Here is a 12,622-nt window from a genome sequence, read left to right as displayed (position 1 = left end):
GAATGAAAAACATAAACATATTATTCACCTTAATCATCTGCTTTATTTTTCAGGCAGGTAGTGCCTTAGCACAAACAGGTAGTCCACAATTAACTTCTATTCAAACGGTCGAGGACAATGATGGAGTTTACGCAAGCTGGGTAGGTTCTGATACAACTGCTGTAGGATATAGACTTTACTATGCGACGAATGATTCTTTGAATTCGTGGGCTTTAGCTGCTGATGAAACAACATTGACATCTGATCAGACAGAAATTTCAATTGCTTCACAGAGCGATTTCGTGGATGTTCCAGATACTACTGTTTATCACTTTAGATTGGTTGCTGTTTCTGGCACTGGAGAAGAAAGTGATATTAGTGACACTTATTCAAAATCAAGCTTTAGTGGCAATGATAAAGTTTTAATTGTCGATGGTTTTGATAGAATTTCCGGATCGTATAAAGAAGCTTCACACGATTTTGTGACGGGTTACTTAATAGGTTTAAGAAACTCTCAAAATTTAGATATTAGCTCTTTGTCACATGATAAAATTGCAGAAGATTCAACGATTCTTAGTCAGTATGACTTAGTTGTGTGGTTCTTAGGTGATAATTCTACAGTAGACGAAACGTTTTCTACTGCAGAACAAGGATACGTTAAGGCTTACCTAAATAATGGAGGTAAATTAGTTGTTTCTGGTTCAGAATTAGGTTGGGATCTTGAAAATAAAGGAAGTGAAGACGATAAAGCATTTATCAATCAATATCTAAAAGCAATTTATGCAGGAGATGGAGATATTAGTTTCACACCTGCATCTGGAATTGACTCTACTATTTTTGAAGGTTTAGAAATTCCATTTGGTGTAACTTATGTAGAAGATTATCCAGATGAATTCACACCTGCAGAAGGAGCAACCGCGCTTCTTAAGTATAATGCTCCAGGAGGAAATGCAGCTGTAGGATACAGAGGATTATTTCCTGAAGGTACAGTAGAAGGTGGAGTGATTACAATGGGTATTACGTTAGAGACTGCTCTTGTAGAAGATCAAGAAGCTTTATTAAGTAAAATTTTAGACTACTTTGAAATAGTACAACATGTAAGTGCTCCTTCAGATCCACAATTAACTTCTATTCAGACGGTAGAAGGTGGCGATGGCGTATATGCAAGTTGGTTGGCTAATCCAGAACCATCTTTCGGTGGATATAGACTTTATTATGCGACGAATGATTCATTGAATTCGTGGGCATTGGCTGCTGACGAGACCACATTGACATTAGACATAACTGAGGTATCGATAGCTTCGCAAAGTGATTTTGTGGATGTTCCAGAAGGACCAGTTCATCACTTTAGATTGGCTGCTGTTTCCGTGACAGGTGCAGAAAGTGGTTTCGGAGATACGTATTCAAGAGCTAGCAATAGTGAAAATGAAAAAGTATTAATCGTAGATGGTTTCGACAGAACATCAGGATCTTACAGCGAAGCAACGCACGATTTTGTTACGGGTTATTTAATGGGTTTAAGAAACTCACAAGACTTAGATATCAGCTCAATGGCAAATGAGAAGATTGCTGAAGACTCAACTGTCCTAAACCAGTTCGACTTAGTCATATGGTTCTTAGGAGATGAGTCTACAGTGGACGAAACATTAACTACTGCAGAACAAGGCTACATAAAAAGCTACCTTCAAAATGGTGGAAAATTAGTTGTTTCAGGTTCAGAATTAGGTTGGGATCTTGATAATAAAGGAAGTTTAGACGATAAAGCATTTATCAATGAATATCTAAAAGCAGCATATGCAGAAGATGGAGATGCTAGTTTCTCACCAGCAACTGGAATTGACTCCACTGTGTTTGCAGGAGTTGTAGTTCAATTTGGGACAATTTATGTGGAAGATTACCCAGATGCATTCAATCCATCAGAAGGAGCAACTGCACTTATGAATTATGCTGCACCTGGAGGAACTGCTGCTATAGGATATAAAGGATTATTTCCAGAAGGAACGGAAGAAGGAGGAGTTATTACAACAGGGATTACTATTGAATCAGCACCTCTTGCAGATCAAGAAGATCTACTAAGACAAATATTAATCTATTTCGAAATAGGACAAGATGTTGTAGGAACAGAAGAACTAGCGCTTTCTAATGATGTTCAATTGTTAGTCTATCCTAACCCAAGTACATCTACTTCTAACTTGACATTGACCTCATTAAACAACATTCAGGGTCAAGCACAATTAAGAGTCGTTAGTATCGATGGTAAAGTGATGCTTAATGATGAAGTACAGTTATCATCTAATAAAACGTCTATCAGCATTCCTTCAGAAGAATGGCCTACTGGTACATATATTATCTCTGTTGCTACTGACAGGAATATAGAAACATTACAATTTATCAAGTTATAAAGAATTTAAGAATGAAGAATATATATATTTTATACTCGTTATTGATCTGCTTTATTTTTCAGGCAGGTAGTGGAATTGCACAAAGTAGTAATCCACAATTACTTGGCATAAAAGGACATAATACCCAGTTTGCTAAAGATGGTAAAACGGTTATTTATAATTCTGTAACTAAGGAAATTAGATCTTTCGATATCGAAGCAACAGCGGACAGGTTAATTGCTGGGCAATCAAGTCTTTTTGTTATCGATGGACAAAATGTTATTGTCAAAGATGATAAGAAGGAATATGCTGTAAGTCTAAAATCTGGAAAGCAAAGTAGTCTAGGAAACAAAACCAAAGGCATTTCTGCTTGGCATGCTAGTGATCTTCGATCTATTGTCATTATGAATAATGGTAGTAAAAATGTAATTCAACCTATAGGAGAGCAGGATTACATTAATGTTTCGCTTTCTCCTGATAAGTCTAAAATAATATTTAGAGCAACTGGACTAGGAAGTTATGTTTCTGATCTAGAAGGAAATATTATTAAAGAAATCAAGGGAGCGGAATTTCCTTCGTGGGTGAATGATGATGAGATCGTATATGCAATGATCGAAGATGACGGATACCAGTACGAATCATCGGAAATTTTCATAGAAAACATTAAGGATAATACAAGAAAAGAATTAACTCAGAAAACTGATTTAATTCCTTTGTATCCATCCGTAAATCAAAATGGTACAAAATTAATATTTAGTACACCAGAAAATGATGTATATTTAATTAATCTATAAGTACAAATAAATACTATCTCAGCTGACAAAGTCATTTATGTCAGCTGAGATTTTTTTCTTTTGCCAAATGATCATTTTACCAATAAAGTATTCTTTTCTTTGCATTTTTACCGCATTTCAGAGCTTTTCAGCCACTATCTTCCTTTCGCAAATAAGATCACTCATAACTTCCTTATTCATCAAAAGCAAGGCCACCCTATTTCTATTCTCTTTAATGATATAAAGCTATTCCATGATCATTGTTTCACAGATCGTTTTGCGTCATACCTAAACAACTAAAAGGATAGCGCTAGCTTTTATAATCGTAAATAACCTAGCTTGATTCTAAAGAAACAATTGAGAGCAATAAAAAAGGGCAGCTTCCTATGGAAACCACCCTTCGTATATTTTCGATTAAGTAATGTCTTATCTAAAGTTAACAGCAACTGTCTCACCGATCCAGCAACCTACATTTACTCTATCTCCTTTTTTTACTTTTCTCATAAATGCTTCCTCTTGAGATGGAAGAGAAGCATAATACTTACTCATTCTTGACTTAGCATCTTCTTCTACTTCTGGATCTATTGATTTAGCATATCCATACTTTTCTATAGCTGCGATAATCGCTAATCTCTGATTCCAAGAATCTCCACATGTTCTTGCAGTTGCTCCGTACATATCTCCGATTAACATATAAGGTCGCCCCCAGTTTGGTCTAGCTTCTGCAGCCTTTCTAGCTTCTGCTCTTGCAGCCGCATATTTTTTCATTTTTCTATATAAGATAGAAGATTTAGCGAAGTGATACGTTGCTTTCTTGTCCATATCCTCTTCATTAGCTAAAGCTTCGTCATATTTATCAAGTGCTCCTTGGAAGTCACCATCATCATATAACTTCTTAGCCATGATTGCTGGATTATTTGCTTCGAATTCAGCTTTCTTTTCTGCATTTACTTTAGCAGCCCAAACCTCATACTTCTCCTTCATCTCCATCATAATCGGAAGGTCATCTGCACAACCTCTTCTTTTCAATTCATTGTATAGATCTTTAACATTCTCGATGTTGTCTGGATCCTCCTCATATTCTGGTCTTAATTTTTCTAGGAAGTAATCACAATCGAAAATACTTCTTTCGATTTGTGCAAATTTTCCATTTACTGCATCGATAGCTTGCTGGTAGTAAGCACCATATTTATCACTATTAACAACATTATATTCAGCAATTTCATTTAGAAGTTTATGAACTGCTCTTGCTTTCTCAGCATCTACTTTTTCAGCAATGTACTGATCAACGATCATATAACCAAGTGGTGTTAATACTGTATATTCTACATTATTTCCACCTGTTTCTATCGCTTCTTCTAAGACTGCAATATTCGTAGTATATGGTTGTCTTAACTCATAATACATATCGTAACCTTTTCTCCCTTGTAAGTATGAGATTCTATTAGAATAGCAATCTTCAGAAGCATCACATTTTAGCTTAATGGCTTTGTTTCTATAGCATTCGATTGCTTGATCATAAAGCTCTAAAATTTTAGCCGCATATTCTTTTTTCTGCGCTTCGTCTGTCTCAGCTTTGTATAACTGTTTATATAATTTTATACCATCTGTATAATGAAAATCTCTAAGCCCATCTGCTGCAGGAGCAATACCATAAGCTATTTGCCAATTTTCAAAAGCAATTTTAAAATCATCAGTTTTAAGGGCCGCTCTATAGATCGAGTGCGCATTTTCAGCCGCATCTTTCTGAGACGAACCTATCCAGGTTTCGCATTGAGCATTTACACCTGCAAATGTAAATGCAATCATTATAAGTGTTAAAATAGCATTTCTAAACATCATCACTTTGTTTAAGTTTCGCAAAAATTATTGTCTTAATTGTATTTTCTTTTAATAAACCACTGATCATCATTGAACGTGAATCCAAGTGTAACTTTTCCATATCTTTCTTGAATAGGTGTCCCTGTTCCTTTAACTCCAAATCTAAAAGCAGCGTTAATATGAGAAATTTTTCGCTGATAATAAAATGGAAAGCTTGCGCCGAGGTTAATTCCAGTATCAGTTATTTGAATATTGTCAATGACTTGAGGATCCTTTTGGTAGAATACGCCGAATTTATAGGCAATTCTTTTAAAGTAATTATTGAATGATTTCACATCGGGACGGTATGACCCTCCTAATGTTAACTTCCAAGAATCCATTAAAGTTTCATTTCTTACAGAATTTCTGTATTGGCTCCAAGCTCCGTATTCGTAATTGAACCCAATTACATACTTGTTATCACCGTAATAAGTTGCTCCGAATCCTAACTCTGCAGGCAAAGTTCCTTCTCCTTTTACGCCTAAATCAGAAACTAGTGTATCCGTCAAAGTAAGAGAAGTATAAAGGCTTTCTTTGGTAACATCATTAATAGAATAAAACTTCTGTGCAGAATTACCATAGACACCAATATTCAACACTTTAGTTTTTACACTCTTATCTTTTTCATAGGCATCCTTATTGATAAACCAACTGTATATCATTCCTGCATCCCAGATGAATCCATTTACATTGTAGTCAATAGCATATCTATTTTCAAAAGTATAGATGTCATCTTCGAAATAAATATTCTCATTGAAATTAATATTCCCGAATAAGTACCCAACATTAGCACCAAAACTGAAAGATTTATACTTCGCAGCATTCCCCCACATCATTTTATAGGTACCGCCATATCCTTCGAAATTATTTTGATAACTCCCCAGATTCGAATCGTTCTGTATCGTACTGATGTTGTAACCGACCGTCGAATGAGGCTTAAGAAACAAACTCATTCCAAATTTCCAGTCTCTTTTTATTGGATCCAGAGATGCGTTAATCGGATTTCTTAAGGGAAAACCTAACACTAGATAATCTAGATTCCCATGCCAACCTAAATTTTTATTCTCTCCGTCACTAGTTTGCTGGTACCTTGCACTTACGCCCATTTCATAGGCCGCTGAGTTTAAAAATGCATAACTCGCCGGGTTTTTGATATTAATATGAAAAGGATCTATGTAAGAAGCACCTAGACCACCGAACCCTTGGTAAAATGCTAGGTCATCTGAATGAAGATTACCTATTCCGAAGCTAGAAAATGGTGAGTTATCTACTTGCTGTGCTCCAGCCATAAAAGGCAATAACACACTGCATATCAATAGATATTTTATTTTATTGTACATTAAAATTCATTATTTCATTTAATCCTATAAGGACCAAATTTGGATTTACAAATATATCAGAATCAAATTTCTTTGCAAAAAAATCAGCATCTCCACCTGTTAAAGTAGTTCGAATACCTTTATACTTCTGCTTAATTCTTTCTATAAACGATTCAATTTCCAAAAGTGTACCTATAGTTGCTCCATTTTGAAGCGCTTCTTCTGTTGTTTCTCCTAATAATTGATCTAAACTGCCACGTTTTACTAGCGGTAGCCTAGCCGTATAATCATTCATTGACTTTAATCTTAATTCCACTCCGGGACTAATATTTCCACCAACAAATAATTTTGACTTCAAAATAACATCGAATGTTATACAAGTACCGATATCTATAACACAGTGATCTAATTCTGGTTCGAGTGCATTAGCACCAACTACAGCTGCTATTCGATCTCTCCCCAATGTATCAGGTGTTTTATATCCAATTTCAATCGGCAACTTCGTACTGGTATTTAATACGAGTAGATGATAATTCCGGTCTAAGTGGTGCATTATCGACTTTGGTAGCTTCCCACTCGCTCCGACAATCACTTTTTCAAAGTCATATTTTTTCTTTATCTCTTTGATAAGAGAAACATATATTTTCTGGACTACATCTTTATGTAGAACCTTATTGTTATCTACAATTGCAAGTTTAGCAAATGAATTTCCTATATCTATGCAAAGATTCACAATTTGTTAATGCTTAAAATGTCTAGTGCCGGTAAATACCATAGATACTCCTCTTTTGTTACACTCATCTATGCTTAATTGATCTTTAATCGATCCGCCTGGCTGTACAACAGCTTTAATCCCTGCTTCACTTGCTATTTCCACACAATCTGGAAATGGGAAAAAAGCATCTGATGCCATCACTGAACCTTCTAAGTCAAATCCAAAGTTCTGCGCTTTAGCAATTGCTTGTCTGCATGCATCCACTCTAGAAGTCTGACCACAGCCCATTCCTAGGAGTTGTCCATCCCTTGCTAAAACGATAGTATTAGACTTTAAGTGCTTTACACATTTGTTAGCGAATTTCAGATCTTTAATCTGAGCTTCTGTTGGTGCTTTATCGGTCTTCGTTTCGAAGGTCAATTTTTCCGCACTTTTCATATCTGTATCCTGCATAATCACACCATTAAGTAGTGACTTGAATGACTTTTTATGCGTATGCCATTCATTAATTTTCAGGAGGATTCTTTTCTTTTTCTTACTGAGAAGTTCTCTTGCTTCTGCCGTAAAGTCTGGCGCAATAAGTACTTCGTAAAAAATCTTGTTAATTTCTTCAGCTGTTGCTAAATCTACCGTTGTATTGCTGATGAGTATTCCACCAAAAGCCGAAACAGGATCTCCTGCAAGTGCACCTTTCCATGCTTCTAATATAGTTGGTCGAGTTGCAACGCCACAAGGATTCGTATGCTTAAGTACTGCGAAAGTAGGCGCATCGTCTTTGAATTCTGCCATTAAATTCACAGCAGCATCTACGTCTACGAGGTTATTATAGGATAATTCTTTATCGCCACTTTTCTCGAACATATTGTTCAACTCCCCAAAGTAGATTCCTTGTTGGTGTGGATTTTCTCCATATCTAAGTTGTTGAGATTGGTGAATCGACTGCTTGAAAGTGATATCATCTGACTCTTCATCGAAGTAATTAAAAATGGCTACATCATAGTTAGAGCTCACTTTAAATGATCTTCGTGCTAATTCTTTTCGCTGAGCTAAGGTCGTAGCACCTTGATGCTCTTCCATACATTCAACGAAGTATGCATAATCTTCTACAGATGGAACGACAACTACATCTTTATAGTTCTTTCCTGCTGCTCTGATCAATGAAATTCCTCCGATATCTATTTTCTCAATGATGGTATTTTCATCATTTGTACTCTTCACCGTTTCTTCGAATGGATACAAGTCCACAATCACACAGTCTATTTCTGGAATATCGTACTCCGCTAATTGACCTAAATGATCTTCTTCTCTTCTTGCTAAGATTCCTCCGAAAACCTTCGGGTGAAGGGTCTTAACTCTACCATCTAATATGGATGGATAGCTCGTTAGATCCTCTACTCGTTCTACTTTCACACCCAGTTTTTCTATAAATTCTTGAGTGCCGCCAGTCGAATAAATGGTTACATTGTTTTTCTTAAAAGCTTCTATAATCGGTTCGAGTCCATCTTTATGGTAGACGGAAATTAGTGCAGAATTAATCTTCTTCAAAGTCTCAGCTTAGTTTATTTTATAAAAGATGCGCAAATGTAAGAAATTTGAATGGATGACCTTTACTTAAAGCTTAACTATTTTCAAGTAGTGTGCAAAGTTTAATTTTCTAAAAGTCAATATTTAATGTTCAATTTTAATGATCTATAATTTACAAAAGAAACACGCTGTCCCAATTTGCTTTTAGCACCTTTCTTTCTATAGGTTATAATAAACAATTAAATACTAAGGCATATAGCCATACTTTAACTACATATTGTTACATTTAGGCTTTAATTTCAATAACCTCAATCCCAAAAACTGAATGAAATCATTTTCAATTTTTATCCTATTCAATTTTTTACTCTTTTTCTTTCCGACTATTTCACTTGCACAAGATGCCTATGATGTCTGTTCAGGTGCGGTTTTCTTAGAAGTTGATACAGATTGCAACTCAGAAATATTTAGCTTTTCTGGAAATACTGGTGACCCAGATGAATGCGATGATGTAGGTGTTTGGTTTGCAGTAGTTATTCCAGCATCTGGAAGCATTCACTTTTCAACTACCAATATAGGAACAAATGATGATACGGAAATAAAGGTATTTCAGGGCACTTGTGACAACCTTATACTTATGAGTGAAGATTGCCAAGATGATGATAATTCTGGATATGAAAATCATGAAGAAATAGAATTTTCAGGATTACTATCTGGAGATACTTTGTATTTCTTAGTAGATGATAGAGGTGAAAGTGGAACCTTTGGGGTTTGTACTTATGATCCCGCTTCCATACAAATCCCATCAGATATATGTGCTACTGCAACCCCTCTAAATGTTGGGGCTTCGTGTGAATTACAAATTTTCACATTTGATGGATCTACAGGTAATGGTGAGGGAGAATCTGATGAATGTGCAGATCGTGGAGTTTGGTTTCAAGCCATCGTTCCCGAAAATGGTATTATCATATTTACCACTTCCGCACCAGGAAATATTACAGATACAGAGATAAAAGCTTTTTCAGGTACTTGCGATGATTTAGTTCTATTAAGTGATGATTGTCAAGATGAAGATAATACAGAACATGATAATCATGAAAGAATATTCTTATCAGGACTTACTCCTGGGGAAACAATATACTTTGTAGTAGATGATAGAGGTGGAATTGAAAATGATCCTGACTTTGAGTTTGAGATAGGAGAGGCTAATTTCCGGCCTATTGGGGCTGAAACTACTTTTAGTGCTTGTGCTTTTTCACCTGCTCCTTGTGATGCTGAGCCTAATAAATTCTCAGTTAACTTTGATAATACCTTAGAAGATTTGTGTAGAAATGGGTCATTTGATGTTGTTGGTTCTACTGGAACTTATAATAGCGAAGCATTATTGATGGATGAAACAGTCTATTGCTTTGGCAATGAAGACGGCTTGTCTTACTCAACCGATGCCCTAGATATATGCAATGAATATTCTATAGAATTGTATTTTAAATTTGATCAATATTCAGGATATCAAAGAATTATTGACTTCTCTAACGGTAGTTTAGATGAAGGTTTGTACACAGATGAGGATGAGTTAACATTTTATGATTATTCTGAAACCAATCCTGCTGTATTTACCTCAACTTCAGAATACTATCATGTTGTTCTTACTTACTCCAATTATGAATTTGTATTGTATGTTAACGGTGTTTTATACGAGACCATAAGTGATGACGAAAATATAGGATTCAACCCTGCGAGCTTTATCTTTTTCAAGGATGATGGAGACGAAGATGAAAGTGGATGTGTTAGAATGCTTAATATATACAACTATGCTGTAACACCAGCAATGGTTAGCGAAATGGCACTTGCCCCTACGGCCGAAGACTGTCCTTTGATAGCTAGCGCTATTCCTACGATGTCACAATGGGGAATCATTCTATTATCATTACTGATGCTGATTTTTGGGATCGTGTCTTTGAAACAAAAAAGAATTGCTTTTTCTGAATAGATATTAAGCACATGACTTTTTGAATACCTGTTCGCTTGGTACAAGTGTTAACTTATGGATCTTTTCGCCAAACGGATGAAACAACGTCAGTATTCAATTCATCCTACAACTTAACCATCTTCTTGACACCAATATGCTGATTATTTACCTTAAATCGCACAAAATAGGTGCCTGGTAGAAGGCTGTGGATATCTAGAACACTAGATCCCTTGTCTTTTATTTGAACAAAGTCAATTTTACTGCCCCAAGCGTCTAAAAGTTCTACTGTTATGCCCTTATCCAGGTCATAATTATTACTGATGTATAGGTAGTCCTGTGCAGGATTTGGATATACTGTTAAAGCAATCTTTTCGTATGCAGTATTGATATACGTCCCAGAAACACCATTATTTATTTCCCATAATACAAATTCTAAATGCACAGCTTCGTGCCCATCTATTCTTTGTAATGGCGACTGATCTTCGATGCTTACTAATAATTCGTTACTTCCTTCCACAAGATCATCAGCAGTTACCATTAATGTATCCTCTACTGAATCTAAGAGCACTCCATTCAGCGCCCAGCTTACAGCTAGGGAATTAGGATCCGGTTTTATTAAATCAACTTTAAAAGTAAGCGGTAACTCACCTCCCAGAACATCTTGCTCTTCTGGAAAATAACTCAAGATCGGAGAAACAATAATATGTATATTCTCAATGATCCCTTCTATGCAGACTGGACAAAACGGCTTACCAAGTGCTCTCATTAAGCAATTTTCATGTGGTCGATACCAGTTCTCAGCATTTCCACTGCAACAGTGCTGATAGATACCAACGTTTTTATAATCTAGCCAATTCTTCCATTTCACTTGACTTGGATCTGTAATTGCTGTCATATTAATTCCTTCTCTTGCATATTGATCTCCTGCATAATATTCATCGATAAGGCTTGCGAAGGAATGGCCGATCTCATGAATTACAATTTCATTAGCAGAAACATGCAAAGATGAGGTAGCGAAAACACCGCCACTTCCACCGTAAAAGTTAGAATTTACTAAGACGATTACTTGATCATACGTAGGAAAATTAGATGCTAAAACATTGAATATTTTGGTTGAATTACTCGGAACCAACAATCTGTGAATTCCAAAAGCATCAAAGGTCGACCCGAAGTAATTATCAACTTCTTTTATCACATGAGCCGGCTCACTGACATCACTGGCATTTCCAGGATGACTCGCCCCGCTTTCATTAGAAGGCACTTTAATGGCGAATACATTAAAATAGTTTTTGTAGTTTTCAAAAGGTTCTTTAGCAAAAAGCGCATTCGAAGCATTTATGGCATCTACAACAAATTTATCCAACTCACTTTCCTGATAACCATCACTTAAAATGACAAAATTAATATGCTTATCACTATCTCCATTGTACAAAATGGTATCTACATCAAATACTTGAGCATTAATGCTGTAGAAGCAACAAATTATTAGAAGGAGTGTGAATATGTTTTTCATCGTTAATCCAGTTCAGTGATGTTCATTATTAAAAGTTCGGTGGAGGCATCATTATATTCCTTAACCATGATAAACTTCGTATCTGAATGCAGATTGATCCGAGCGGTAAATTCTGCATTTTCAACTTCTACCGTCTTCTTTTGCATCATGCCACTTTCATCAGCATATTCTACGACTCTTATCCGCGGATTAGGAATATGCATTCCGTCTAAGACCAATTTATCTTTGTTTAACTGTACCAGAATAAGATCACCATTGACCTTAGTTTCATCATGCTGAGGTCTAGACTTAAACTTGCCAGCCGTTACCGTTTTACTTTCTAACTGAAAGTCCTCACCATTATATTTATATGAAATAAATAAAATCTGAGGACCAGATAATTTCTCTGGAGAATTATCAGTGGCTGCTTGACCAGGCTTGCAAGAATAAAAAATGACAGGAGAAATAAAAATTGTCAGTAGTAGCGTTACGAATAAGCCTTTTTTCATTCAATAAAAATAATATAATTTTCCAACTAATCTCAACGGCGCATTCTTATAGATCATAAGCAATATGTCTTACCTCTATTGACTTAATGCTTAACCTTCTAGAA

The 12,622-nt window shown here is 35.8% G+C and carries 9 protein-coding genes; 3 read left to right on the top strand and 6 right to left on the bottom strand.

The window, feature by feature from the left end:
* Nucleotides 1-2: 2 nt before the first annotated feature.
* The gene (locus L2586_RS01745; protein WP_235291040.1) at nt 3-2,381 is read left to right on the top strand and encodes a T9SS type A sorting domain-containing protein; all 2,379 of its coding nucleotides are present in this window, start codon (nt 3-5) and stop codon (nt 2,379-2,381) included.
* 11 nt (nt 2,382-2,392) lie between these two features.
* On the top strand, nt 2,393-3,154 hold the full coding sequence (locus tag L2586_RS01740) for a TolB family protein (RefSeq protein WP_235291039.1): 762 nt from the start codon (nt 2,393-2,395) through the stop codon (nt 3,152-3,154).
* Nucleotides 3,155-3,559: 405 nt separating this feature from the next.
* On the opposite strand, the gene L2586_RS01735 is transcribed toward L2586_RS01740, so the two are convergent.
* The 4 genes from L2586_RS01735 to purH all read right to left on the bottom strand — a co-directional run bounded on the left by L2586_RS01735 (nt 3,560) and on the right by purH (nt 8,572).
* Nucleotides 3,560-4,942: a hypothetical protein gene (locus tag L2586_RS01735; protein ID WP_235291038.1), complete on the bottom strand. Its 1,383-nt coding sequence runs from the start codon at nt 4,940-4,942 to the stop codon at nt 3,560-3,562.
* 65 nt (nt 4,943-5,007) lie between these two features.
* Nucleotides 5,008-6,333: a hypothetical protein gene (locus L2586_RS01730; protein ID WP_235291037.1), complete on the bottom strand. Its 1,326-nt coding sequence runs from the start codon at nt 6,331-6,333 to the stop codon at nt 5,008-5,010.
* Nucleotides 6,323-7,045 carry a type III pantothenate kinase gene (locus tag L2586_RS01725; protein ID WP_235291036.1) on the bottom strand — a complete coding sequence of 241 codons (723 nt, stop codon included), beginning with the start codon at nt 7,043-7,045 and terminating at the stop codon, nt 6,323-6,325. The genes L2586_RS01730 and L2586_RS01725 overlap by 11 nt, the downstream gene beginning before the upstream one ends.
* Nucleotides 7,046-7,051: 6 nt before the next feature.
* Nucleotides 7,052-8,572 carry a bifunctional phosphoribosylaminoimidazolecarboxamide formyltransferase/IMP cyclohydrolase gene (purH, locus tag L2586_RS01720; RefSeq protein ID WP_235291035.1) on the bottom strand — a complete coding sequence of 507 codons (1,521 nt, stop codon included), beginning with the start codon at nt 8,570-8,572 and terminating at the stop codon, nt 7,052-7,054.
* Between the two features lie 304 nt (nt 8,573-8,876).
* On the opposite strand from purH, the gene L2586_RS01715 reads away from it, so the two are divergent.
* Nucleotides 8,877-10,538, top strand: a complete 1,662-nt coding sequence (locus L2586_RS01715; protein WP_235291034.1) for a LamG domain-containing protein — start codon at nt 8,877-8,879, stop codon at nt 10,536-10,538.
* A 103-nt stretch (nt 10,539-10,641) separates the two neighbouring features.
* Here the strand turns inward: L2586_RS01715 and L2586_RS01710 are convergent, their stop codons facing one another.
* Together L2586_RS01710 and L2586_RS01705 are read right to left on the bottom strand one after the other, a co-directional pair.
* Entirely contained in the window at nt 10,642-12,030 is a 1,389-nt protein-coding gene (locus L2586_RS01710) for a M64 family metallopeptidase (RefSeq protein WP_235291033.1), read from the bottom strand.
* Between the two features lie 2 nt (nt 12,031-12,032).
* The gene (locus L2586_RS01705; protein WP_235291032.1) at nt 12,033-12,518 is read right to left on the bottom strand and encodes a hypothetical protein; all 486 of its coding nucleotides are present in this window, start codon (nt 12,516-12,518) and stop codon (nt 12,033-12,035) included.
* Nucleotides 12,519-12,622: the final 104 nt, after the last annotated feature.

The sequence above is a fragment of the Portibacter lacus genome (assembly GCF_021533215.1).
In the GTDB taxonomy this organism is placed as follows: Bacteria; Bacteroidota; Bacteroidia; order Chitinophagales; family Saprospiraceae; genus Portibacter; species Portibacter lacus.
This window is presented reverse-complemented; position numbering and strand designations above follow the sequence as displayed.